The sequence below is a fragment of the Marinoscillum sp. 108 genome, assembly GCF_902506655.1.
Lineage (GTDB): Bacteria > Bacteroidota > Bacteroidia > Cytophagales > Cyclobacteriaceae > Marinoscillum > Marinoscillum luteum.
Map to the genome: position 1 here is coordinate 2,736,808 of NZ_LR734808.1, position 24,189 is coordinate 2,760,996.

Consider the following 24,189-nt stretch of genomic DNA (forward strand, 5'->3'; position numbering starts at 1 on the left):
AAAGTCTGAGCAGAACGGGCTTTTCGGATTTGATCATCGGGAATAGGTTATTTGTGGATAAATCATACATTTGTCAAAATTCGTCAATCGAATTACCTTCAGAAATAATCTAAACACCGCCAATTGATTCAATTTAGATATTTTTCGGGGCTGGTTTTACTGTGCTGTATGCTTGGGTTAAGGGCACAGTCGGTAGATAACGGCATACTTGATCTCCGGCAACTTGGGGATGATTTTTCAGAAGTTGAACTGGACGGAGACTGGTTTTTTTACTGGAATGAGTTGGTCTCGCCAGACAGTACCGATTTCTCCAAAGCCGGATTGGCGAGATTTCCAGGCCTGTGGAACCACATGGAGGAAACGGGATATTCTCCAGAGGGGTATGCCACATACCAGCTAAAGGTTCTGATCAATCCTGACCGAAAGTACGCCATCTATACCCCGGCGGTCTACAGTGCCTACCACTTTTATATCAACGATGAGCTGATCACCAGCAATGGCGTGGTAGGTGATAGTGAAGACAACTCATCGCCGCACTGGATCCAGCTGGTGGAGCCCATAGAGCGTGGTATTCTCAAAGATACCAACGTATTCACCCTTCAGATTTCAAATTTCCGGCATTCCAGGGGTGGGCCTATCGATAGTATTGTGTTCGGAAAAAAATCGGCTTTACTATCCTATCGAAATTACCTTTTTACCATAGATGCGCTCCTTACCGGTGCGTTGATCATGGGTGGGTTGTTTTTTCTAGGTCTGTTTCTTTTCGGTCGAAACCACAAGAGCATATTGTATTTCTCTCTTTTTTGTATGGCTTTCAGCTATTACATTTTTGGCAGTGGCAATTACATCATGCACTGGCTGTTTCCTGATATTCCCTGGATTGTTACCATTAAGCTGGAGTATGCCACTTTGTATCTGGTGTGCATACTATTCACAAAGTACACCTACCATACCTATCCTTTGGATGCACCCCGGCTGGGTGATAAGATCATTATAGGTGTTTGCCTTTTCTTTCTGGCCGTGGCCATTCTTCTGCCGCCAGCCCTGTTTACCCGCATCAATCAGTACTTTCTGATCTTCATTTTTGGTGGTATTGCGCTCGGCTTTTATATCTACCTCACTGCACTGCTCAATAAACGCATCGGTGCAGTTTATGCGTTCATTAGTACCAGTATGATTTTATTGGTTTTAACCCTGAAAAATCTGCACCAGTTTGAAATTGTGGATCTACCGTTGTTCGTATTGCCAGCCGGCTATATGGTTTTTTTCTTTTTACAATCCGTCACCACGTCACAGCAGGTGGCTTTGTCATGGCGAAGGGCCAAGGAAAACGCCGAGGCCTCACTTCAGGTGAAGTCAGATTTTTTGTCTACCATGTCTCATGAGATCCGCACCCCTATGAATGCGGTCATCGGCCTCACGCATCACTTACTGGACAGCCACCCGAGAAATGATCAAAAGAATACGCTGGACATCCTCAAGTTTTCATCGGAGAATCTCCTGCGATTGATAAATGACGTTCTTGACTACAGCAAGTTGGAATCCGGCAATCTGGTGCTGGAAGAATCGCTCCTTGACCTGAAAAGTTTGGGAAACAACCTGGTGGATGGTTTTGCCACCATAGCGGAGGAGAAAAAGAGTAAAGTGGTTTTCAAATATGATCCGGAACTTCCCACCATGTTTCTGGGGGATGGGGGGCGTTTGACCCAGGTGCTTTCCAACCTTCTCAACAACGCCATCAAGTTTACCACAGATGGGAAAGTGACTTTGAGTATGACCCAGGAGCAAAGACAACCGGAAGGTATTTTTATCAGGTTTGCTGTGGAGGATACCGGGATTGGTATTTCCAATCATGACAAGGGAAAGATTTTTGAAAAGTTCAATCAGGCCAACACTTCAATCACCCGTAAATATGGTGGCACAGGTCTGGGGCTGGCCATTACCAAGAAAATACTGGAGCTGCAAAATGTTAAGATTCAGCTCATCAGTGAGCTGGGCAAGGGCTCCACCTTCTATTTCACGCAGTACTTCAAAATAGCGAAGGGCTTCAGAAAACAGGTGGTGCGCCCGAGTGCCCTCGTGGATCCGCTCAAGGATAAGCGGGTGTTGCTCGTGGAGGATAATTCTGTGAATGTGATGGTGGCCAAACGGTTTCTGGAAAAGTGGCACTGTGCCATTGATATCGCTGAAAATGGTCTGGAGGCGCTCAATCAGTTTGAGGAGGATAAGTATGATCTCATCTTGATGGATTTGCAGATGCCAGAGATGGATGGCTATGAAGCCACTCGCCAACTCAGGGCAAGGGGGGCCGTACTTCCCATTATTGCGCTCACTGCCGCAGCGCTCAGCGATGTGGAGAAGAACATTCTGGAGGCTGGTCTGGATGATTTCGTAGTGAAACCATTTCATCCCGACCACCTCTATCAGAAGCTGATCAAGTATATGGTGGAGAAGTAAAGACCACCTCTCAGTGAACTTAAGGCCTTTTGATTATATCAAACCCTGTGTACTGTCGGAGTACTTCAGGAATGCGGATGCCCTCTTCCGTCTGATTGTTTTCCAGTAATGCCGCCAGAATTCTGGGTACCGCAAGGGCTGACCCGTTCAGTGTGTGAGCAAGCACTTTCTTGCCATCCTTGTCCTTAAATCTAAGCTTGAGCCTGTTGGCCTGGTAAGTTTCAAAGTTGGAAACAGAACTTACCTCCAGCCATTTCTCCTGGGCGGCTGAATACACTTCAAAGTCATAGGTGATGGCTGACGTGAAGCCAAGGTCTCCTCCGCACAGTCTGAGAATCCTGTAAGGCAGTCCCAGGCTTTTTACCAGATGCTCCACATGTGCGACCATGCCGTCCAGTATTTCATAAGATTGATCCGGGTGAGCGATCTGCACAATCTCCACTTTGTCAAATTGATGTAAACGATTCAGGCCTCTTACGTGAGCACCCCATGAACCAGCCTCTCTTCGGAAGCAGGGCGTATAACCTACATTTTTCACAGGCAGACTGCCCGCATCCAGAATCACATCCCGGTAGATGTTGGTAATAGGTACCTCGGCTGTTGGGATCAAATACAGGTTGGTACCAGTGATGCCATACATCTGGCCCTCTTTATCAGGCAGCTGGCCGGTGCCATACCCGGACTCTTCGTTGATCAGAATAGGAGGCTGCACCTCCATGTAGCCGGCTTGCTGTGCTTCGTCCAGAAAATAGTTGACCAATGAGCGCACCATGCGTGCGCCCTCTCTCTTGTAAAAAGGGAAGCCCGCGCCAGTTACTTTATTGCCAAGATCAAAGTCTATAATGTCATACTCCGTAATGAGGTCCCAGTGCGGTTTGGCACCATCATACAGGGCAGGGAGGTTCTTGTCATCCAACTTCACCACTTCATTGTCAGCTTCACTTTTGCCGGCAGGCACCAGTGGATTGGGTATGTTGGGAATGCTGTAAAGTTTGTCCAGTAGTTGGTTTTCGATGGCACTGAGTACCTCACTCAGCTGCTTGCTTTCTTCTTTGAGTTGGCCGGTTTCTGCCTTGGCAGCATCAGCCTCTTCTTTTTTGCCTTCCTTATAAAGCTGTCCGATTTTCTTGGCCAGAAGATTAGAATTGGCCAGAATGTCATCAAGGGATTGCTGGGTTTTCTTGCGCTCGTCATCCAGCTGAATGAGCTCATTGAGCTGCTCCTCGGCATTCTGAATGCCCCGTTTTTTCAGTCCATTGACGAAATTCTCAAAATTTTCCTTTACTGCAGTTACTTGTAACATCGGTGCTTGATTTTTGAAGTGGCAAATTTAAAAGGCATTGTGCCAATAAAAGGAAAAGCATCCATTATTTATTAACAGCCCCATCACCAGAATTATATGCGTATATTTGTGAAATATTCACCGTTAGCATATACTTGTGGTGCAATTCAAGTGGTCTCCACTTAATTTTTATCCATTTCGATATTTATTTCAAAAAAATTCCGCGCGTTTCTATGCAGCGGATCCAGTTATTAAACCCACAACTTATTTATGTACACTTTAGACGATTTGAGTGTAAGGCTCCTTTCTGAACTAAGAGAGATAGCCGAAAATCTAGGCGTGAAAAACGCCAAAAAAACTGCTAAAAAAGACCTTATTTACGAAATTCTTGACAAACAGGCCACTTTGCCTGATAGTGAAATCCAAAAGATCAAGAAAGAAGAAAAAAAGCCGGAAAGCAAACCTGAGAGCAAACCCGAAAGCAAATCTGAAAGCCGGCCTCCAAGACCCGCTAACAAAAAGCGCGAGAATGTAAAGGAAAACAAGCCCACAGAGAAGGCCGAGGCAAAAAGCCCGGAAGATCTACTGAAATCATTGGACATAGAGATAGAAACTGAGTCATCAGCAGAAGCTCCAGCGGCCAAAGGGGGAGAAGCCAAAGAGCAAAAGCCAAGAGAAGGAAAATCAGAAGGGCACAATAAGCCCAATAAGCGAAGAGAAAACGAGCGATCTGAGGACCGACCCAAGTCTGAGGACCGTGAGTCTAAAGAAAGAAAAGAGCCTCGCAACGAGCACAAAGGCAGAAAGGCACAGTTCAACGAAGACATCAAGGAATTTGACGGTGTGATCGAAAATGAAGGGGTACTTGAGATCATGCAGGATGGCTATGGCTTCCTACGGTCAAGTGACTATCATTATCTGGCCAGCCCGGATGATATCTACGTATCGCCATCTCAGATCAAATTATTTGGTCTGAAAACCGGAGATACCGTGAAAGGACAGATCAGACCACCAAAAGATGGTGAGAAGTATTTTGCCCTGCTGAGAGTATCCAGTGTCAATGGAAAAACCACTGAAGAAATCAGGGATAGAATTGCTTTCGAATACCTGACACCTTTGTTCCCAGAGGAAAAACTTAACCTGTGTACCAAGGCAGACAATTACTCCACCCGTATTTTGGACCTTTTCGCACCGATAGGAAAAGGACAAAGGGGGATGATCGTGGCTCAGCCAAAAACAGGTAAAACTGTACTGTTGAAGCAAATAGCGAATGCGATCGCTGAAAATCATCCTGAAGTTTACCTGATGATTCTCCTGATCGATGAGCGTCCTGAAGAAGTAACAGACATGGCACGTTCGGTAAAGGCAGAGGTGATTGCTTCTACTTTTGATGAGCAGGCAGATAAGCATGTAAAAGTATCGAGCATCGTGCTGGAGAAAGCCAAAAGAATGGTGGAATGCGGACATGATGTAGTGATCCTGTTGGATTCTATTACCAGACTGGCTCGGGCATACAACACCGTGGTACCATCTTCAGGTAAAATTCTTTCTGGTGGTGTGGATGCCAACGCATTGCACAAGCCTAAGAGATTTTTCGGAGCAGCAAGAAACGTGGAGAACGGTGGTTCATTGACCATCATCGCTACAGCACTGATCGAAACCGGATCTAAAATGGACGAAGTGATCTTTGAGGAATTCAAAGGTACTGGTAACATGGAACTCCAGTTGGATAGAAAACTTTCCAACAAGCGGGTATACCCTGCCATCGACGTACCGGCATCTGGTACCAGACGTGAGGATCTCCTCATGGATGCTGAAGAGCTTAAACGTGTATGGATCCTTCGTAAGTTCATGTCTGACATGAATAGCAACGAAGCAATGGAATTCCTACTCAGCAAGATGAAAGGAACCAGAAACAACGACGAGTTTCTGATTTCCATGAATGGCTAATCAGCCCTTCGTATTTAAAAAAAAACTAGCCAAAGGATTTCCTCCTTTGGCTTTTTTCTTGCCCTTTAAAGTGTTCAATGACCGATTACATAAAATGCCGCTTATCAAATAGTGTTCGTGGGTACTTGGCTTGTTTCGTATCTATAAACAACCAAACCTTTGCAACATCATGAATAAGCTAATCAATCAACAATTACTTTTCTTGAGTTTGTCATTGCTGCTGGTGGGAGGAGCTGCAGCTCAGCTGACTACACCCAGGCCTAGCCCTGCGGCAGAGCTTAACCAAACCATCGCGCTTACTACCATCACTGTGAACTATTCGCGACCATCAGTGATCAGGGGAAACAACGACCGTACAGGTCAGATATGGGGTTCACAGGTGCCCTGGGGACTTGCTCCCAATGCTTTCGGCAACCAGAAGCCTATGCCCTGGCGGGCCGGAGCCAATGAAAATACGACTATTTCGTTCTCCACACCAGTGCTCATAGAGGGAGAGCAGCTTGGGGCTGGCACCTACGGGCTGCACATGATCCCGGAAGAAAGCGGCACAGTGACCATCATCTTTTCGAAAAACACATCCTCGTGGGGAAGTTTCTGGTATGAGCAGACAGAAGATGCGCTGAGAGTGAAGGTTCAGATGAAGGAAGCACCATTCACCAATGTTTTGACCTATCAGTTTACAGAGGTAGGACTCACCTCCGGCACGTTGGCGCTGATGTGGGAAAAGAAGCAGATTCCCATCAAGCTTGCGGTGAGTCAGGAGACCATTTTGGCCAAATTCAGAGATGATCTGAGGGGAGTGCAGGGATTTGGCTGGCAAGGGCCACTTTCTGCAGCAAATTATTGTCTTCAGAACAACATTAACCATGAAGAGGCCGTTAAATGGGCTGATCAGGCAATCGCCGCAAACAGAACCGGGCAAACACTCGGAATGAAAGCAGCCTTACTTTTTCAGAAGGGAGATATCGAAGCAGGGGTAAAAACTGCTGATGAGGCTAAGGAGATTGCCACAATGAATGAATTGAACACCCTGGGTTATCAGCTGGCTGGCGCCAATCAGTACGAGAAAGCCGAGGAGTTTTTTAAGCTAAATATTAAAAGAAATCCAAAAGTGGCCAATGGCTACGATAGTCTGGGTGAGTGCTATGTGGCGATGGGAAAGAATGACGAGGCTATAAAATTATTTAAAAAATCACTTTCAATGGATCCTCCACCTAACGTGAAGTTGAATTCCATTGCCAATCTCAAGAGGTTGGGAGTCGATTACTCCGAGTGATTTAAGAGTTTGAATTAGGTTGAAAAGGCCTTGGGATTTTCCCAAGGTTTTTTTTATGCCCTATCCAAACACGCCTTGAGGCTCTCCCGCCAGTAGGGGATTTCTATTTCAAAGGTTTCCCTGAACCTGCTTTTGTCCATTACACTGTAATGAGGCCTTTTGGCCGGAGTGGGATACTTCTCTGTTGGGATCGGATTCACCCGGGTGTTTACCTTTCGGTACTCAAAAATGGCTTTGGTAAAATCGTACCAGGAAGCTACCCCTTCATTGCTGTAGTGGTAGAGCCCGTAGGAGGTCGATTTTGCGGAGATGATCAGGAGAATGGCCCGGGCCAGGTCTCTGGCATAGGTGGGTGTGCCAATCTGATCAGCTATGACATTCAGCTCATCCCTAGTTTGAGAAAGCCTGAGCATGGTTTTCACAAAGTTCTCACCGTGGGTGGAGTAGAGCCATGAAGTCCTGAAGATAAAGTGCTTCTTCAGCGTATTTTGTATAGCACGCTCACCTTTGAGTTTGGATACACCGTAGTAATTGACCGGGTCGGTCAGGTGGGACTCCTTCAGTGGTACGGAAGCCCCTCCGTTAAAGACAAAATCTGTGGAGATATGGATGAGCGTGACATCATATGGCTTACAGGCCTTCGCCAGGTTCAGGCTGCCGGTGAGGTTAATTTTGTCAGAAGCCTCGCGCTCTGTTTCGGCTTTGTCCACGGCGGTATATGCCGCGCAGTTAATGCAATAGTCGTATTTGTTTTGTTTGAACAGGTCGCTCACGAGGCTCGCATTGGTAATATCTAACTCCGGGTAATCTGTAAAATCAAATTGGAGTTCGGGGAATTCGCTCACGAGATCCTGAATCTCTGAACCTAACTGACCTCCGGAACCTGTGACAAGAATTTTCATTTCAGTTCGCCGTTTACATAGTCTCTCAGGTACTCATAGACCGGGGTGAGATCTCCACCCGCCGTGATGGTAGCACGTTTGATTACTTCTCTGCTGTCATCACTCAGAAGCTCAGGGAGTACGTTGTTGAGCAACTCATTCCCGAAGCTTTCCGATGCATCTCTGGGAAGCTCGCAGGGCAGGTTGTCTACGGCCATTACCGTGATATTACCCTCATCGGTAAAAGCACTTTCTACTTCATTATCACTTGGGTTGTAGTCGTACACCGGGTCTTCAATGGTACTTGGTTTCTTGGTGGAAGGGATAGAGCCCTCAATGTCGCAAGTGATGTCAGCCACAATGTTGATTTTAAAATCATTTTTCAGAATGTCTTCCCGCTTGAAAAGCACGGGTGAGTTGGGATCCCAGAAGGCCGCAGCGATCAATAGGTCGGTCACTTTAGCGTATTTTAGGAAGTCCGCATCATATAGCTCCGGGTTTTCATAAAACTCGTGTCTGCTAAATTCTCCCCCATCTTTCCGGACGTGGTAGTCCCGGGTATTGAGCTGGGTGAAAACCGGGTAATCAAACTGCTCCTCTATGAATGCCGCCGGGGTGACCTTGCGAATGTTCATCCCGTGCAGTACTTCCATGGCTCCTTTGGCCACTCTGCCACCACCTGTCAGGGCGATTTTGATGGCGGGCAATTTCACTTTTTCATACTCGGTCTTGAGATCCTCCAGATCAAAACACTCCGAAGCACGCCTGATATCGAAAAGGTTGTATCGTTTGCCAAACGTCCAGATGCCATTGTAGGCACCCACAATACCGGCCCATCTGCCAAATGCAATGATCCGCTTGCCGGTTTCGTCTGTGAGGGTTTCATAGTCGATCAAACGGATTTTTTTGGAGATTACCTCCCTGATCAGCGGCTGATTGTAGGGCTGCTTTTTGATGGTGTGAGAAAAGAAGAAATAGGTTTTATTGGCAATGAGGTTGGGAATGGGCACCTCTTTGACACCTAGCAAAATATCACAATCATCCACAGAATCCACCACCTGAATGCCTTCGTTGAGGTAGTCCTGGTCTGTAAAACATCGGATGTCTGAGGTCTGGGCCACCAGGTCCACTTCAGGAAATCTTTCCATTACCTGTCTGGCCTGATAAGGAGTGAGCGCCACGCGCTTGTCTTTTGGAACCTTCCCCTCTTTGATCAGTGCTATTTTGATTTTTCCCATTTTTTTGGTGTTAACTTGATGGGCGCAAATTTAAACTTTTTGACGAGGTAAAATGGATTATCTGATCATTGGTGGGGGCTGGGCTTTATATTTTGCCCTCCATAGCTTGTTAGCCTCGGAGCAGGTGAAAAGAACCGTGCGCAGCAAGGCACCGGCCATTGCCCGGGGCTATCGCTTTTTTTACTCACTCATCAGTACCGTGGGGCTGTTGTGGCTGCTGTACCTCATAGCCATCACCCCTTCTGCAACGCTTTTCAGTCCGCCGGGGTATGTGCGGTATATCGCCATGATTTTGGCCTCCTGGGGGGTTATTTTAGTGATTACGTCGTTCAGGCATCTTTCGGGTTGGGCCTTTTTAGGATTGAAAAAAGAGGAGAAAAAAGGGCTGATCAGAAAGGGTACGCATGCCTATGTGCGACATCCCATTTATTCAGGAATCATTCTGATCGTCATCGGGATGGCTTTGTACACACCCACAGATATAGTAGTACTGTCTGTAGTATGTATACTGGCTTACCTGCCTGCAGGTATCTATTTTGAAGAGCAAAAACTGATCGCAGAGTTTGGGGATGATTACCTGACTTATCGTCGGGAGGTACCTGCTATTTTCCCCAAAAAGCCTTAGTCCTTTTTTCCTTTCTTCAGCTCCTCCAGATCGTCCCGGTCGCGTAGCTTTTTGTCATCCACAGATTTATTCAGAAACTGATTGATCTTATCAATGTCTATGGTCGATTTGATTTCCCCGAAAGGATCAATTCTGATGTCAAAACCTTCAAGCTCTTTGTTCACTTTAGGCTTGTGATCGTCTTCTGATTTTTTCTTTGTCATGGTCCCTCAGTTAAGTGTCTACTACTTTAACTGATCTACGGAGTATTTGATTCGTTCGGCCACTGCTTTTCCTCCCATGAGGGCAATGATGGCCATGAGATCGGGGCCGGAACCCGCTCCGGTAATGACCATTCTGAGTGCCTGCATGTTTTTACCTGCTTTGATCCCGTGGGTTTCCATCAGTGAAAAAAACAGCTCTTTGGCCTCTTCGGCATTGATGCTTTCTTTGGTAGCGAGGGCTTCTGCGTAGAGTGATACGGCTTGCTCGGCTTCCTCATTCCATTTTTTACTGGTCACACTCTGGTCGTACTCACTGGGGTTTCTGAAAATAAATAAGGCATTGGGAGCCATCTCATGTGGAAATGTCACCCGCTCTTTCAGCAGGTCCACGATCACCAGGGCAGTTTCCAGGCTACTGTCTATGGCATAGTGGTTTTTGAGGTCGGTGCGTACTATTTCTGCCAGTGCCTGTGGGTTGGTAGACTTTAAGTACTGCTGGTTAAACCATTTGATTTTGTCCAGGTCAAATTTGGTACCCGCTTTGTTAACTTTTTCCAAACTGAATACATTCGACAATTCCTCTAAGCTGAAAATCTCCTGCTCGGTGCCGGGGTTCCAGCCCAGAAATGCCAAAAAGTTTACCAGGGCTTCGGGAATGAAGCCCTCTTCTTTAAATCCTTTTGAGGTTTCACCCGTTTCCGGATCTTGCCAGTCGAGCGGGAATATGGGGAAACCGGCCTGATCAGCCGCTCTCTTACTCAATTTCCCGTTACCATCGGGCTTCAGAATGAGGGGCAGGTGGGCAAACTGAGGCATCGTGGCTTCAAATCCCAGGTATTTGTAGAGCAGTACGTGCAGCGGTGCTGAGGGCAGCCATTCTTCACCACGGATCACATGGGTGATTTTCATCAGGTGATCATCCACTATGTTGGCCAGGTGATAGGTAGGCAGGCCGTCAGACTTCATGAGTACTTTGTCATCGAGCGTGGAGCCATGCACGTGCACCCAGCCCCTGATGATGTCATTCAGCCGAACTTCCTCCTTGGGGTCTATTTTGAAACGGATCACGTAAGGTTCTCCGCTGGCGATTTTAGCGGCCACTTCCTCAGCGGGCATGGTGAGTGAATTTTTCATGGTCAGCCTCACTGCCGCGTTGTAATGCGGTGTAGCCACACCGGCCGCTTTCAGTCGGTCACGCATGGCATCCAGTTCCTCAGGGGTGTCAAAGGCGTAGTAGGCGTTGCCTTCATCGATCAGCTTCTGGGCGTAGGACTGATAGATTTCTTTGCGCTCCGACTGTCTGTAGGGGCCGTACTCACCCCCCGTCCAGGGACTTTCGTCGGGAGAGATGCCGCACCACTCCAGCGACTGGCGGATGTAGTCTTCAGCACCGGCTACAAACCGGCTCTGGTCAGTGTCTTCTATTCTTAAGATGAAAGTGCCGTTGTTTTTTTTGGCAAAGAGGTAGTTGAACAGGGCTGTTCTGACTCCACCTATGTGCAAAGCGCCTGTCGGGCTGGGGGCAAATCTTACTCTTACTGAATCCATTTATTGGGGGATTTTTTTTTGGTGTGCAAAGCTATCAAATACCCAATACTAATGTGAAGGACAATTGCTTTTATTCCCCTTCTTCTGCCAGAATCCCCTGAATCTGGTGGATGGTTTCGTGGGCTTTCTGATGAAAGCTGAGGGTGAGCACCAGATAGTTGGCCAGGGCGATGAGCAGAGCGGTGATTACGGCGAGGGTAAGGGAGGAAAGGGTCAGAAATACCGCCGCTATCAATACGCACAGGGTGGTGGAAAACCACAAGTAAAGGCGAGCTCCTGGAAAAAGACATAGCCGGAGAAATATTAAGGACCCGCGGGAGGTGTTTTCCACCCGACCGATGGTCAGGGGGAGTGCATTCTGAGCGGAGCGGATGACCAGCGAAATCCTGAACCCCTCCGGAGAAACAGCCCCATTGAACACCGGCCGATTGACCACCACCTCCGAATCGATCAGGCGCGTTTTGAGGGCAATCCTCCTTAATACCTCGTTTTTAGAGTGGCTCGATACCAGGGTTTGCCGGAGAAAGGGCCAGAGGGACATCAGAGCTGAGCGATGCAGCTGATCTCCACGCTGACATCCTTTGGCAGGCGGCTCACCTCCACCGTTTCTCTGGCTGGCGGGTTTTCGGGGAAGTACTCACCATACACTGCATTGATCTGCGCAAACTGTCCCATGTCTTTGATGAAGATGCTGCACTTCAACACATTGGCAAATGTGGCTCCGGCGGCTTCCAGTATGTAGCTGAGGTTTTTCATTACTTGCCGGGTCTCATCCTCTATAGAGGTGCTGACCAGCTGACCGGTGGCCTGATCGATGGGGATTTGACCAGATACGTAGAGCACGCTATTGGATAGCACCGCCTGACTGTATGGGCCGATGGGGGCAGGAGCTTTGGGGGAGTTGATGATGGTTTTCATGTAACTGCAGGTTTGAAATTCATTAATGTTCCCTGCAATTTAATCGGATAATGGCGGAGATGAATTAATGGGAGGATAGAAAAGTGGAAGACTGGCCAGGAGGTGAGAGGTCTAGTGCTTAAAATGGGATTGCATCATTGAAGGGAGGGCGAACGACTCCCCTCCCAGCTACTTCAAAAAATCTTTGGAGCTCAATCCGGTATTGAACTGAATGTCTGACCAAATGACGGAGATCCAGGGCTCATCGCTTACCTCGGCATCCCAGGTGGATTTCTTATACCTTCTTTGGGTGGGGATCAGCAGGTCCTCGATTTGCTCGTACTCCAGCTTCATCAGGTAGGGCGTTTCCATCGCACCGAAATCTGCCACGGTAAAGAGAAACTGATCCACTAAAGCTGTTTTCTGATTGATGTACAGCTGATAAACATCGGTTAGCTTGTCGTCAGTGGTACGAAAGGTGATTTTCACTACATCGTAGACCGTGTCATCGATGGTTTCTTCCCCCAGGTATTCATAGTTCAGGCCCGGATCCATCAATTTCTGGAACATGGCAAACCAGTAAAAATTAGTAGGCCGATTGAAAGCGACACTTTTCAGGCGGTTGGTGTCGTTTTGGATCTGTCCATTGTGCTTGAGCCAGTATTCCTGGCCATCGAAGCCCTGTTCAATAGGCCCTTCCAGGTCCGGGAAGGTCCGCTCATGGGTTTGATACAAGCCATAAGACAGTTCTCCATCGAACAGGTATTTTTCCGTTGAAATGTCAGCCTTGCCGTCGGAAGTGCGGTAGGTATAGGTGTAAACCACATCTTTCTTGTTCCAAAGCGTTTCATAATCGCCCACCTTTTGGGTCATTTGGTAGATCAGTTCGTGCCCCTTGTTTTGAAATTGCGGCAACGCCTTTTCCTGCCGGGCTGTTTGATCAGTGCCTCCGCAGGACGAAACAATGATACCCACGAATATTGCGATGACTTGATTGTACTTCATGCTGGATTGCTTTACGATTTTGAGTTGGTAGATCCACACTGCGGTGGACCCCACTGGTTAAGAAAGCACTCCTAACACTACCTAAAGGGGCTGAGTTCCCCAAAGACCAAACTAATTGCCCAAATCTTCATCCAGCTTACGCTCCATTTGCCCGCCGCACTATTTTGACGATGCGACCATAGAAGATCTCCGCCAAATTCCAGTTATATCCATCAAAATTGGTGGTATTGTTAAATTGAATTACCACCGTATCAATGTCTTTGTGGTATTTGGCAATACTCTGATAGCCCACCAGCAGACCGGTATGTTCATACTCGTAGATGGAGGAGTAGATGTCCTGCTCCCCCTCATTGAACACGGAGCCCTCATTTAAGGCCCTGATGAATATGCCCACATCCTCAGCCGTGGCCAGCATTAGGCCTGTATTTTCAGTCTTGAAATCTTCCTCCACACCGACATAGTAGCCGCTCATCACGTCATCTATATTCACTTCACTTAGGGAGCCAAACGTGTTTTTCAGCCCCAGGGGTATCAAAATCTCCTCTTTGATGTATTGCTGATGAGGATAGCCCACCACCTGATCTATCAGGTCAGAAATCAGCATATAGTTGGTATTGGAATAACCATAATCTTCACCCGGTTCGAAATCTGCCGGCAGGTCCAGAGCGTATTCAAGGGTTTCTTGTTTGTTTTTGGGTGGTTTTGTCCAGAAATCAGGGTGGTCTACAAAGTTGGGAATGCCACTCCGATGCTGCACCATCATTCTCAAGGTGATCCGATCAGCATATTCAATCCTTCCGACAAGTTCCGGAAAGTATTCAGCGAGCGTTTTGTCCAAAGACAAACGCTCCGCTTTGACCAGTTTGGCCACCGCCACCGCCACGTATAGCTTGGTGATACTGGCTATCTTGAATAAGGCCTGTGGGTAGGCAGGAATCTTGTTCTTGCGGTCATGCCAGCCGGCAGCATAGTACTCCGGTGGCTTCCCGCCCTGGTCCACGTACGCGATCATTCCATCAAATCCATACCCGATGCCTTCCTCCAGCTGCTCCTGAACTGTGTCGGGCAGAGGTAAGATCCAGGCTTTCACCAGTATCCAGGGCACGAAGTACAAAGAGCCTATGCTTGCCAGGATAAAGGCTACTCTGAGTATATTTTTTGTTTGTTTCATGGCTATACTATTTCAGCGATGTTCTTTTTTATAAAATAACTACCTGTGGGTATGATTATACCTTCAACCCAAAAAGTGGTCGTACAAACCGGATTCTCCGCACTACCAACTCGTAGGCTGCAAAGCACCCTATAAAGGTAAGTAATATCACCAGCGCCAGCTTAAACGGAGCGGGCATATCCAACGGAAACAGCAGCCAAGAGGCGAGGTAGAGGAAGATCATGTGCAGGATATAGATCGGGTATGCCGACTGACTTAAGTAAGTCAATGCTCCACTCGGTTTGTTGAGGTATCGGTGACCAAAACCAAAGACCGTGAATATCCAAAGGTTGGACTCAATGGACTTTAGGTAAAGTGGTGCAATAAACTCACCCTCCAGCAAGCGAAGCGTGTATAGAGTGGCAGCAATGGCCAGCATCAACCACCTCCATCGGGTGACGGTGCTCCAAAAAGCCTGCCCGCTGTAGACACACAAAAAACCGGTGAGGAATGCCAGCATGCCTATCCAGAATCCATGGGCGTTCATGGCGTAGTATTCAAAACTGTCTGGGTGTAACAGCTCTGCTTCCGCAACAAACGGGATCATCAATAGCAGCAAACCAGCCGGATGGCTCAGTAGCTTGCTCATGATCTGCTGAAACTTGCCATTTGGGTGTTTTTTCAGATCGAAAAACAATGGGGTAAAGATCAGTACATAGACGAAGATGTTGCCAAGAAACCAAAGGTGCATCGGGCTAAGGGCGAACTCCATGTCCTGATGGTAGTAGTTCTTCCAAATCCATACGTGGAGCGGCACGATCGCGAGTATTCCAAAAATGTAAGGGACAAGTATTCGTTTGGTTCGCTCTATTAGGAGTGCTTTCCAGTCGCGCCTCTGGATAGCAAAATACACCCCCATGCCGGAAACAAAGAACAGCAGTGGGATGCGCCACACATTCAGCATGGCCATGGGTGTCCAGATCCACTCTGCGGTTTCACTGTTTTGGATGAACCCGAGGAACACTCCCCAGGGCTGAAAGCCAATGGCTATATGGTATATCACCAATAAGCCGATGGCGATCACGCGTAACCAATCAATGTCGTATCTTCTGTTGTCGAGCATTGTCTTTATTGATTGTTGCTGTAGGTTTCAATCATTTCAGCAATGACCGGACGGGCCTTTTCCAGCTGCTTAAAGTCTAGCTTCAATCCGAAAGGACCAAGGTCTTTGCTCATTTGGTCATAGACAGGTTTCATGTCAGCAAATGGAGCAGACACAGACTCGAGGGCTGTAGCATTGTAAGTGTTTCTGATCGTCACATCGGCCTTGTTTTCGAGCAGGGCTTTTACAATGTCTGTTCGCCCAAAGAAGGCTGCAGTGTGCAAGGGTGTGGAGCCATCGGCACTCGTTGAGTTCAGGTCAGCCCCGCCTGATATCAGTAAAAGAGCGGCTTCAGTTTTGCCAAATGTCGCGGCGATGTGCAAGGGAGTAGACCCATAAGCGTCTTTCTCGTTGAGATCAGTTTTGGCTGCAATGTGGCCTTTGATGGCGTCAAGATTACCAAAGAAGGTGGCTTCCTGTAAGGTGGTGCTGGGCGCTTCTACACTCGTCTCTTTGGAAGCTTTTTCCTGTGTCTGGTTGCAGGCAGCTGTGCCTAAAAAGATCATGATAAGACTTAAAGTCATCCATTTTTGTACTGTTTTCTGTGTTAAAGATTTCATCTTGTTTTGTTTAGGGTTTTAATATTTATTTCGATGATACAAAGGTGAGAAGAAGCCCAGAGGGCCACTAAACAACCATGCGGCAAGTAATGTGAGCTATGCGTTTTGAATAGAAATTATGATGATGGGCTATAAACTATGACGCAAAAGGCTGAATAAGACCTGTTGCGAGTGGTTTGTAAATTGCCGATTATTGCACCTAATCACTGTATGATATGTCAGATTTTCAAACCTCCAAAAGTGTATTTCTTCAGAAAATAGTTGCGGTAATTGAAGAGAATCTGGCAAACGAGCACTTCGGAGTAACCGAATTGGCCGAGATCACCAACATGAGCCGCTCCAACCTGCTGAGAAAGGTGAAGCAGGAAACCGGAGGATCGGTGAGTGTATTGATCAGAAATGTAAGGCTGCACCAGGCAAAGCTTTTGTTGGCGGATGACTCTCTCACCGTTTCTGAGATCTCTTACAAAGTGGGTTTTAGCAGTACCTCGTATTTCACCAAATGCTTCAGAGAGCTGTACGGTTATACACCGGGAGAGGCTGGTAGCCGAGCCCGGCTGGCATCAGAGGAGGTAGCAGCTGATGTACCTGATACAGGGGGAGGAAGGGGCAGAGTTCTGGTACTGGTAGTTTTGGCTCTGGTGGTGGTACTGTCCATTGTTTTGTTCAGTTTCCCTGAGGAGGAAGAAGTCACTCCAAAAAGTCAGGGCAAATCCCTGGCCGTACTGCCCTTCAAAAACGACAGTGCTGACAGTACCAATATTTACTTTATGAATGGCCTGATGGAGGCCATTTTGGATAATTTCCAAAAGATTGAAGACATCAGGGTGACGAGCAGAACCACCGTGGAGAAGTACCGCACCCTCAACAAAACCATCCCCGAACTGTCCAAGGAGCTCAACGTGCGCTATTTCATAGAGGGCAGTGGGCAGAAGATTGGCAATGAAATCCTGCTGACCATTCAGCTGATAGAAGCACCAGGCGACAAGCACCTGTGGTCACGGAGGTATAAGCGCGAACTCAAAGATGTCTTTGAGTTGCAGTCGGATGTGGCCAAGAGTGTTGCCAAAGAGATCAATGCCATCATCACACCAGAAGAGCAGGAGCGCATTGAGAAAATACCTACCCAAAACCTGGTGGCTTATGACCATTACCTGAAAGGCCTGGCCCTGCTGAATGATAGATCGGGAGCGGGGCTTGCAGAGGGTGTTGAAGAATTCAAGAAGGCCATCCAGGAAGATGGTCAGTTCTCCAATGCCTATGCCTACATAGCCATCTCCTACTACTATCTGGATATTTTTCTGGCGGAGCCCAAGTATACCCAGGAGCTGAAAGAGTATGCCGACAAAGCCATGCTGCTGGATGGAGAATCAGGTGAAAGTCTTATTGCCAGGTCATTGTATTATATGCAGATCCGGGATTTTAAGAAAGCCGTTGAGTCATTTGAGGAGGTTTTGGAGTACTATCCAAACACTGCCTGGGTGCATAATTTCTTGTCAAACATCTATGGGGTGATTCTTCCCGATACAGAAAAGTACCTCACGCATGCCCTGCAAGGCATTCAGGCGGCAGTAGCGGATGCAGACTCGGTCACTGCGAGCTATACCTATCTGCATTTGAGCAATGCACTTGCGCAAACAGGTTTTTTCAACGAAGCTGAAACCTATGTGCAGAAGTCGTTGGCCTTCAATCCTGATAATTTGTATTCACAGTATTTGTATGTGTATATCAGGCAGGCACAGCATCTTGATCTGAATCGTGCGAAACAATCGTTGATGACCATTTTGCAAAAGGATACCACCAGGATAGACGTAATACAGGAGATCGCCAAGGTGTGCTACACGATGGAGGATTATGAGCAGGCATGGGTGTATTATGAGAAGATGCTCAACATGAAGGCAGCCCTGAAACTTGATATCTATCAAAATGAGGACAGCAGAATAGGCTTTGTGCTGGAGCAGCTCGGGAGAAAGGAGGAGGCGAAGCAATATTATGAGAGTTTCCTTGCCTATGCAGAAAAAGATCAGTCACTCTACAAGGACCTGCTTTATTCCTCCTACTATGCGGTGACCGGCCAAAGAGATAAGGCCGTCAAGTACCTCAAAGCTTTTTCCGAAAAGGACAATTATCAATACTGGATCGTACTCTTTCTGGACAAAGATCCTGTTATCCGAAAAATGGCCGGACATCCCGACTATGAGCGCACGCTCAAGAAAATCAATGACAAATTCTGGGCGAAGCACAAGCAGATTAGAAAGATGCTTGAAGCGGAGGGCATTACAGTGCCGGTGCGCAGTAATTTATAAGAGGCATTAGATCAGGTCGCGATTTGAGGCCATACACTCAAAGGCACTCAGTGTGCCCACACATCCACATATTATAGGGCCATTACCACCTGGTCAAATATTTTCTGCTTTTTCTGTTTTTGGCTCCGGGTCTCAGGAGAGACATGATATTTAGTATGACAAAGATCATCTTTTTCCATTTCGGATATCATTATCCGAAATTATCTCGGGAACTACATTTGTCCAAAACTCAGTGACAAAAATGTTTTCGAAAGCTTGTGAGTATGCACTAAAAGTCATGATTTATCTCTGTTCTGTCACGGAAGCGGGCAAGTTGGCTGGTCTGAAGGACATAGCCGGAGCAATAGATTCTCCGGAGGCCTATACAGCCAAAATATTGCAGCAGCTGGTAAGAGCAGGCTTATTGGAGTCATTGAGGGGGCCGAATGGAGGCTTCAAAGTGGCTGACCGTGATATTACCCTAATGGAAGTGGTAACGGCCATAGACGGTGAGCACCTCGTGAAAAGCTGTGTACTGGGCCTTAAGGAATGCTCAGGAGAGCACCCTTGCCCGGCACATGATAAGTTTATCGCCATCAGAGACCATTTGAAAGGTGTATTGACAACAACCTACCTATCGGACCTGAAAGGTGGAGTAATTGAAGGAAATCGGTTTTTGAGGACATAAAAATTTATTTCAATAAAGGATAAAAGAGTCTTTAAATCTCAAATATGAAAAATCTAGCAAAATCAAAAGTGGGGGTCATCGTAGCATCTAACTTCAGAACCTCCCGGGTATTCTCTTCGCACCACATAGATTTCTGCTGTAGCGGGGGTATCTCTCTGGAAGAGGCCTGCACCAGAAACAATGTGGATTTGGACAGGGTGCTGGAGGAGTTGGAAGCGACCTTCCAGACCCCAGATACTATGAACTATCAGGAACTAGACCTTGATAAGCTCATTGACACCATTGTGAGCATGCATCACAGTTATGTTTGGGCTACTGTGCCAGCGCTCAGGGCTTATTTGGAGAAACTGTGCACAGTGCACGGTGATCGACACCCAGAGCTGCATTCGGTCAATGATTTGTTTGCCAAGGGCTCCCAGGCATTGCTCGATCACATGACTAAGGAAGAGCAGATACTCTTTCCTTACATCAAGGCGATGGTACAGGCAAAGGCAAAAGAGTTTCCCTTATCAAAGCCTCATTTTGGAGATATTGAAAACCCCATTCAGATGATGGAGCAGGAGCACGAAGAAGAGGGCTTCAGGTTTCGTCAGATTGCAGAATTGACCGGTGGTTATGAATGTCCTCCGGATGGATGTCAAACCTACAAGGTGGCATATGCCATGCTCAAGGAGTTTGAAGAAGATTTACACAAGCACATTCACCTGGAAAACAACATCTTATTTCCGGAGGCCAGAAAACTGTTCAGGGAATTCTCATTCAGTAATTCATAAACCCCAATAATCATGAAAATTCTAAATCAATACCTTATTGCCGCTTCGTTTTTGGTGTTGCTTTCGGCCTGTGGTGGCGGAGGTAAAAGCCGGATTGAGCAAATCAAAGAGCAATCGAAAGTGGAGCCATCCGATCCATACGAAAACTGGAAGCAATTTCACGGAGTAGGTCCTGTGAAGGCATTCACACTGCCCACAGAAGTAGATCAGCAACTGGTAGCCAAGGGCCAGGAAATATTTGAATCTAAATGTACTGCCTGCCACAAAGTGGATAAGAAGTTCATTGGTCCATCACCTAAGGACATTTTGTCCAGAAGAAACCCCGCCTGGGTGATGAACATGATCCTGGATCCGGGAAAAATGGTTCAGGAAGACGCCATCGCGAAGAAGTTATTGATGGAATATAACGGGTCTCCTATGGCCAATCAAAACCTATCGGAAGAAGAAGCAAGATCCGTCCTGGAGTACTTCAGGACATTGTAGCAACTAAATCATATGATGATGAAAACTAAATCAATTATGTCAATGATGGCCGTACTGGCCATGGGAGTGATGCTCTCCTGTTCATCAGGTAATACTGAGCGTACAGACGATCAGGCCACTTCTGCAGCAACGAGTCATCCTAAAGGACAAGCCTCTGTCTCGGATAATGTTTCAGACAGGAACATCCTACAGGTAGCCGTAGCTTCTGATGCGCATACCACGCTGGTGGCAGCTGTGGAGGCTGCCCAAATAGAGCATGTCTTGGTAAATGCCGGTCCCCTCACAGTTTTTGCACCTACCAATGAGGCTTTCAACTTATTGCCGGAAGGGGTGGTAGAAAACCTGCTGAAGCCTGAAAACAAAAGCGATCTGGCCACTACCCTCACACGGCACGCCGCACCAGGGTCTTTTGACCTGGAAGCACTCAAAAGGGAGGCAAGTAAGGGGAGAAAAATTTACATGGCCACCGGAGACTATCTGGAGGTGAAAGTTGACGGTGATAATGTATCAGTGGGGGGAGCCAATATTCTGGCCACTATATCCACCTCCAATGGGATCATACATGTCATTGATAAAGTGATTGCGTCTAACTAAAACAACAGATTAAAATGAAAACTATATCAGTATTATCCAATGTCTTTATAGTTGGTGCCTTCATATTGATCACCTCATGTGGCCAATCGGGTAGCAATGGAAAAAGTGCCCTCAGCAGTAACGTAGCTGAGAAGGTGTACATAGCCCCGGGTGAAAGGGACGAGCAGTATGCCTTTTTGTCTGGTGGATACAGCGGCAACCTGACCGTGTATGGATTGCCATCGGGCAGAATGTTCAAGGAAATCCCTGTCTTTTCACAGTTTCCCACTTCCGGGTATGGGTATTCAGAAGAGACCAAACCCATGCTGAACACTTCGTTTGGTTTTGTACCCTGGGATGATTTGCACCATCCGGATATTTCACAGACTAATGGTGAGCTGGACGGCAGGTGGATTTTTGCCAATGGAAACAACACACCCCGAATTGCCAGGATCAGTCTCAGTACTTTTGAGACCGAGGAGATCATAGAAGTACCCAACAGTGCGGGTAACCATAGCTCCTCTTTTATCACTGAAAATACCGAGTATGTGGTGGCCGGAACACGTTTCTCTGTTCCGGTACCTCAAAGGGACATACCGATCAGTGAGTACAAGAGCAATTTCAAAGGGGCATTGACCTTTATATCAGTTGAGCCGGAGCATGGGCACATGGAGATAAAATTTCAACTCTTAATGCCGGGATTTAATTACGATTTATCTCACCCGGGAAGAGACAAATCTCACGGTTGGTTTTTCTTTTCTACTTACAACACAGAGGAAGCAAACACCCTGTTGGAAGTAAACGCCTCGCAAAATGACAAGGACTTCATAGCGGCGGTGAACTGGAAAATGATAGAAGCATATGTGAACAACGGAGGAGGAAAGAAAATGTCTACCAGGTATGCCCACAATGTGTATGATGAATCTACACACACGGCTACTTCTACCATGAATAAGGAGGTACTGACCGTAGACCCCGCAGAAGTACCGGGAGCGATCTATTTTTTACCAACCCCAAAATCACCACATGGATGTGATGTGGACCCTACTGGCCAGTACATTATTGGCTCGGGTAAGCTTTCAGCGGATCTTACTGTTCACTCTTTTGATAAAATGCTCGCGGCTATCAAAGCTGAAAAGTTTGATGGAGAAGCATATGGCATCCCGATTTTGAATTACCAGGATGTGCTGGCTGGTACCGTAAGCAGCGGAGGCCTGGGGCCATTGCACACAGAGTTTGATGGTCGGGGCAACGCCTATACTACCTTCTTTATTTCTTCAGAAGTGGTGAAATGGAAATTGGGAACCTGGGAGGTCATAGACAGAAAGCCTACCTACTACTCTGTGGGGCACCTGATGATTCCTGGAGGAAACTCCCGAAAGCCACATGGCAAGTACCTGGTGGCGATGAACAAAATCACCAAAGATCGATACCTTCCAACGGGTCCTGAAATGGAACACTCTGCGCAGATATATGACATCACCGGGGAAAAAATGGAGCTGCTGTATGATTTTCCGACTCACGGTGAGCCTCACTATGCGGCAGGTTGTAATGCTGAGCTTTTGGTGAACAACTCCAAAAAGATCTATCGATTGGATGAAAACAATCACCCTTACGCTATAAAGAGCCCTGCTGAAGCCAGGGTGGAAAGAACCGGAAACGAGGTGCACATTTACATGTCTACCATCAGAAGTCACTTTACACCTGACAATATAGAAGGCATCAAAGTAGGTGACAAGGTCTACTTCCACATCACCAACCACGAGCAGGACTTTGATGTGCCACATGGTTTTTCTATGATCGGTCAGGGTACATCTGAAATACTGATCATGCCTGGTCAAACCAAAACCTCGCTTTGGGAGCCTAAGCGTGTGGGTGTATGGCCGTTCTATTGTACGGACTTTTGCTCCGCACTGCATCAGGAAATGCAAGGCTACGTGCGTGTTTCTCCGGCAAATTCCGATCTCGAGTTAAGCTGGTCTTTAGATGATTGATTAAAAGCGAGTGGTTAAAATGGACGATTCAGTTGATTTTAACCACTCGTCTTGATCACACAATGAGTACTTGCAAAAAAGCAACAAAATGAAGAAGGCAAGCATATTAATGATTATTGGAAGCGTGATGTTGTTGGGGCTATTCGTTTTTCCCATGTGGAACATCCGGCTGGGAGCACCACAGTATCCTGAACCGCTGGGCATAGATATTTATGTCAACGGACTCCAGGGTGAAAGTGAGTTTGACATCCAGAACATTGATGGTCTTAATCACTATATAGGCATGAAGACACTGCCTAAACCTGAAGAGATGTGGGAGTTTTCGGTTTTTCCCAAAGTGGTGATGGCCATGGCTTCTCTGGGGGTATTGATAGGGCTGCTGGGCTTCCTTGGAAAAATAAGACCGATATGGTTTCTCATCTGGTTTCTCACTATGAGTGCGTTGGGAGCCCTTGGTATCTACGATTTCAACCTGTGGCTGGTGGCATACGGTACGGACCTGGATCCCAATGCGATCTTAAAACTGGTCAATCCGGATGGAACACCCATGCAATACAATCCACCGCTCATTGGACATAAGAAGTTGCTCAATTTCGATGCTTTTTCTTATCCGAGGCTCGGGGGTATCCTACTGGGAATAGGCATGACGCTAGCGGCTGTGGCTTACTTTGTAGGGAAAAAGTCAAAGTCTAAGCGCTATTTGGCGGCTCTGAAAAACTCGGCATTGGTCGTGTTGATTTTTCTCGTTTCGCAATTGCTCAGTTCTTGCCAACCGGGCCCTGAGCCTATTCATTACGGACAGGATGCTTGTGATTTTTGCAGGATGACCATTGTGGACAAACAGCACGCTGCACAAATGGTGACTGAGAAAGGGCGTGTATATAAGTATGATGCCATAGAGTGTATGCTGAATGATCTGAAGGATTGGGACCGACCGGCCATACAATATCACCTCGTGGCTGACTACCAGAATCCTGGCAAGCTCACCGATGCTATAAAAGCCAGTTACCTCATTAGTGATAAGATTCCAAGTCCGATGGGAGCCTACCTGAGTGCTTTCTCGACCACCCAATCCAGGGATAAAACTCATCATTCAGTTGGTGGACAGACCCTGGAATGGACCCAACTCCAAAACCAATTCGAAATATCAAATTGAAAT

General features: G+C 47.1%; 22 protein-coding genes. 11 read left to right on the plus strand and 11 right to left on the minus strand.

The window, feature by feature from the left end; translation table 11 throughout:
- The first annotated feature begins 168 nt into the window (after positions 1-168).
- Entirely contained in the window at positions 169-2,457 is a 2,289-nt protein-coding gene (locus GV030_RS10990) for a response regulator (RefSeq protein ID WP_159582355.1), read from the plus strand.
- 19 nt (positions 2,458-2,476) lie between these two features.
- On the opposite strand, the gene serS is transcribed toward GV030_RS10990, so the two are convergent.
- Positions 2,477-3,760 (minus strand): serine--tRNA ligase, encoded by a 1,284-nt coding sequence (gene serS, locus GV030_RS10995; RefSeq protein ID WP_159582356.1) that lies wholly within the window; start codon positions 3,758-3,760, stop codon positions 2,477-2,479.
- Positions 3,761-4,009: 249 nt separating this feature from the next.
- On the opposite strand from serS, the gene rho reads away from it, so the two are divergent.
- Together rho and GV030_RS11005 are read left to right on the plus strand one after the other, a co-directional pair.
- A complete protein-coding gene (gene rho, locus GV030_RS11000; RefSeq protein ID WP_159582357.1) occupies positions 4,010-5,689 on the plus strand; it encodes a transcription termination factor Rho in 1,680 nt (559 codons plus the stop codon).
- A gap of 169 nt (positions 5,690-5,858) precedes the next feature.
- Positions 5,859-6,965, plus strand: coding sequence for a DUF2911 domain-containing protein (locus GV030_RS11005; protein ID WP_159582358.1), 1,107 nt, complete (start codon positions 5,859-5,861; stop codon positions 6,963-6,965).
- A 53-nt stretch (positions 6,966-7,018) separates the two neighbouring features.
- On the opposite strand, the gene rfbD is transcribed toward GV030_RS11005, so the two are convergent.
- Both rfbD and GV030_RS11015 read right to left on the minus strand, forming a co-directional pair.
- A complete protein-coding gene (gene rfbD, locus GV030_RS11010) occupies positions 7,019-7,867 on the minus strand; it encodes a dTDP-4-dehydrorhamnose reductase (protein WP_159582359.1) in 849 nt (282 codons plus the stop codon).
- On the minus strand, positions 7,864-9,084 hold the full coding sequence (locus GV030_RS11015; RefSeq protein ID WP_159582360.1) for an NAD(P)-dependent oxidoreductase: 1,221 nt from the start codon (positions 9,082-9,084) through the stop codon (positions 7,864-7,866). The genes rfbD and GV030_RS11015 overlap by 4 nt, the downstream gene beginning before the upstream one ends.
- Before the next feature lie 52 nt (positions 9,085-9,136).
- Between GV030_RS11015 and GV030_RS11020 the strand changes: the two genes are divergently transcribed.
- Positions 9,137-9,709 carry an isoprenylcysteine carboxylmethyltransferase family protein gene (locus tag GV030_RS11020; protein WP_159582361.1) on the plus strand — a complete coding sequence of 191 codons (573 nt, stop codon included), beginning with the start codon at positions 9,137-9,139 and terminating at the stop codon, positions 9,707-9,709.
- Here GV030_RS11020 and GV030_RS11025 read toward each other — a convergent pair.
- The 8 genes from GV030_RS11025 to GV030_RS11060 form a co-directional block, all read right to left on the minus strand.
- Positions 9,706-9,912 carry a hypothetical protein gene (locus GV030_RS11025; protein WP_159582362.1) on the minus strand — a complete coding sequence of 69 codons (207 nt, stop codon included), beginning with the start codon at positions 9,910-9,912 and terminating at the stop codon, positions 9,706-9,708. The genes GV030_RS11020 and GV030_RS11025 overlap by 4 nt on opposite strands.
- 21 nt (positions 9,913-9,933) lie before the next feature.
- Complete coding sequence (gltX, locus tag GV030_RS11030; RefSeq protein WP_159582363.1) at positions 9,934-11,460, minus strand: glutamate--tRNA ligase; 1,527 nt, start codon at positions 11,458-11,460, stop codon at positions 9,934-9,936.
- 70 nt (positions 11,461-11,530) lie between these two features.
- A complete protein-coding gene (locus GV030_RS11035; protein WP_159582364.1) occupies positions 11,531-12,001 on the minus strand; it encodes a hypothetical protein in 471 nt (156 codons plus the stop codon).
- Complete coding sequence (locus GV030_RS11040; protein ID WP_159582365.1) at positions 12,001-12,378, minus strand: RidA family protein; 378 nt, start codon at positions 12,376-12,378, stop codon at positions 12,001-12,003. The genes GV030_RS11035 and GV030_RS11040 overlap by 1 nt, the downstream gene beginning before the upstream one ends.
- Before the next feature lie 168 nt (positions 12,379-12,546).
- On the minus strand, positions 12,547-13,362 hold the full coding sequence (locus GV030_RS11045) for a DUF6503 family protein (RefSeq protein WP_159582366.1): 816 nt from the start codon (positions 13,360-13,362) through the stop codon (positions 12,547-12,549).
- A gap of 136 nt (positions 13,363-13,498) precedes the next feature.
- Entirely contained in the window at positions 13,499-14,533 is a 1,035-nt protein-coding gene (locus GV030_RS11050; protein ID WP_159582367.1) for a serine hydrolase, read from the minus strand.
- 55 nt (positions 14,534-14,588) lie between these two features.
- Entirely contained in the window at positions 14,589-15,635 is a 1,047-nt protein-coding gene (locus tag GV030_RS11055) for an acyltransferase family protein (protein WP_159582368.1), read from the minus strand.
- A 5-nt stretch (positions 15,636-15,640) separates the two neighbouring features.
- A complete protein-coding gene (locus tag GV030_RS11060; RefSeq protein ID WP_159582369.1) occupies positions 15,641-16,234 on the minus strand; it encodes an ankyrin repeat domain-containing protein in 594 nt (197 codons plus the stop codon).
- 215 nt (positions 16,235-16,449) lie between these two features.
- Between GV030_RS11060 and GV030_RS11065 the strand changes: the two genes are divergently transcribed.
- The 7 genes from GV030_RS11065 (at position 16,450) to GV030_RS11095 (ending at position 24,186) form a co-directional block, all read left to right on the plus strand.
- On the plus strand, positions 16,450-18,540 hold the full coding sequence (locus tag GV030_RS11065; RefSeq protein WP_159582370.1) for a helix-turn-helix domain-containing protein: 2,091 nt from the start codon (positions 16,450-16,452) through the stop codon (positions 18,538-18,540).
- 241 nt (positions 18,541-18,781) lie between these two features.
- A complete protein-coding gene (locus GV030_RS11070; protein ID WP_159582371.1) occupies positions 18,782-19,207 on the plus strand; it encodes an Rrf2 family transcriptional regulator in 426 nt (141 codons plus the stop codon).
- A 44-nt stretch (positions 19,208-19,251) separates the two neighbouring features.
- On the plus strand, positions 19,252-19,980 hold the full coding sequence (ric, locus tag GV030_RS11075) for an iron-sulfur cluster repair di-iron protein (RefSeq protein ID WP_159582372.1): 729 nt from the start codon (positions 19,252-19,254) through the stop codon (positions 19,978-19,980).
- 12 nt (positions 19,981-19,992) lie between these two features.
- A complete protein-coding gene (locus GV030_RS11080; protein ID WP_159582373.1) occupies positions 19,993-20,463 on the plus strand; it encodes a c-type cytochrome in 471 nt (156 codons plus the stop codon).
- A gap of 18 nt (positions 20,464-20,481) precedes the next feature.
- Entirely contained in the window at positions 20,482-21,057 is a 576-nt protein-coding gene (locus GV030_RS11085; RefSeq protein WP_159582374.1) for a fasciclin domain-containing protein, read from the plus strand.
- A gap of 14 nt (positions 21,058-21,071) precedes the next feature.
- Positions 21,072-23,030: a Sec-dependent nitrous-oxide reductase gene (gene nosZ, locus GV030_RS11090; protein ID WP_159582375.1), complete on the plus strand. Its 1,959-nt coding sequence runs from the start codon at positions 21,072-21,074 to the stop codon at positions 23,028-23,030.
- Between the two features lie 88 nt (positions 23,031-23,118).
- Positions 23,119-24,186, plus strand: coding sequence for a nitrous oxide reductase accessory protein NosL (locus GV030_RS11095; RefSeq protein ID WP_159582376.1), 1,068 nt, complete (start codon positions 23,119-23,121; stop codon positions 24,184-24,186).
- The last annotated feature ends 3 nt before the right edge of the window (positions 24,187-24,189 follow it).

What these genes read in the sequence shown, in the direction of transcription:
- GV030_RS11025 (WP_159582362.1), bottom strand. Translation starts at nt 9,912, where the DNA reads ATGACAAAGAAAAAATCAGAAGACGATCACAAGCCTAAAGTGAACAAA.
- GV030_RS11055 (WP_159582368.1), bottom strand. Translation starts at nt 15,635, where the DNA reads ATGCTCGACAACAGAAGATACGACATTGATTGGTTACGCGTGATCGCC.
- gltX (WP_159582363.1), bottom strand. Translation starts at nt 11,460, where the DNA reads ATGGATTCAGTAAGAGTAAGATTTGCCCCCAGCCCGACAGGCGCTTTG.
- nosZ (WP_159582375.1), top strand. Translation starts at nt 21,072, where the DNA reads ATGAAAACTATATCAGTATTATCCAATGTCTTTATAGTTGGTGCCTTC.
- GV030_RS11035 (WP_159582364.1), bottom strand. Translation starts at nt 12,001, where the DNA reads ATGTCCCTCTGGCCCTTTCTCCGGCAAACCCTGGTATCGAGCCACTCT.
- GV030_RS11050 (WP_159582367.1), bottom strand. Translation starts at nt 14,533, where the DNA reads ATGAAACAAACAAAAAATATACTCAGAGTAGCCTTTATCCTGGCAAGC.
- GV030_RS11095 (WP_159582376.1), top strand. Translation starts at nt 23,119, where the DNA reads ATGAAGAAGGCAAGCATATTAATGATTATTGGAAGCGTGATGTTGTTG.
- serS (WP_159582356.1), bottom strand. Translation starts at nt 3,760, where the DNA reads ATGTTACAAGTAACTGCAGTAAAGGAAAATTTTGAGAATTTCGTCAAT.
- GV030_RS11015 (WP_159582360.1), bottom strand. Translation starts at nt 9,084, where the DNA reads ATGGGAAAAATCAAAATAGCACTGATCAAAGAGGGGAAGGTTCCAAAA.
- GV030_RS11080 (WP_159582373.1), top strand. Translation starts at nt 19,993, where the DNA reads ATGAAAATTCTAAATCAATACCTTATTGCCGCTTCGTTTTTGGTGTTG.
- rfbD (WP_159582359.1), bottom strand. Translation starts at nt 7,867, where the DNA reads ATGAAAATTCTTGTCACAGGTTCCGGAGGTCAGTTAGGTTCAGAGATT.
- GV030_RS11040 (WP_159582365.1), bottom strand. Translation starts at nt 12,378, where the DNA reads ATGAAAACCATCATCAACTCCCCCAAAGCTCCTGCCCCCATCGGCCCA.
- GV030_RS11070 (WP_159582371.1), top strand. Translation starts at nt 18,782, where the DNA reads ATGTTTTCGAAAGCTTGTGAGTATGCACTAAAAGTCATGATTTATCTC.
- GV030_RS11085 (WP_159582374.1), top strand. Translation starts at nt 20,482, where the DNA reads ATGAAAACTAAATCAATTATGTCAATGATGGCCGTACTGGCCATGGGA.
- GV030_RS11060 (WP_159582369.1), bottom strand. Translation starts at nt 16,234, where the DNA reads ATGAAATCTTTAACACAGAAAACAGTACAAAAATGGATGACTTTAAGT.
- ric (WP_159582372.1), top strand. Translation starts at nt 19,252, where the DNA reads ATGAAAAATCTAGCAAAATCAAAAGTGGGGGTCATCGTAGCATCTAAC.
- GV030_RS11045 (WP_159582366.1), bottom strand. Translation starts at nt 13,362, where the DNA reads ATGAAGTACAATCAAGTCATCGCAATATTCGTGGGTATCATTGTTTCG.
- rho (WP_159582357.1), top strand. Translation starts at nt 4,010, where the DNA reads ATGTACACTTTAGACGATTTGAGTGTAAGGCTCCTTTCTGAACTAAGA.
- GV030_RS11020 (WP_159582361.1), top strand. Translation starts at nt 9,137, where the DNA reads ATGGATTATCTGATCATTGGTGGGGGCTGGGCTTTATATTTTGCCCTC.
- GV030_RS11065 (WP_159582370.1), top strand. Translation starts at nt 16,450, where the DNA reads ATGTCAGATTTTCAAACCTCCAAAAGTGTATTTCTTCAGAAAATAGTT.
- GV030_RS10990 (WP_159582355.1), top strand. Translation starts at nt 169, where the DNA reads ATGCTTGGGTTAAGGGCACAGTCGGTAGATAACGGCATACTTGATCTC.
- GV030_RS11005 (WP_159582358.1), top strand. Translation starts at nt 5,859, where the DNA reads ATGAATAAGCTAATCAATCAACAATTACTTTTCTTGAGTTTGTCATTG.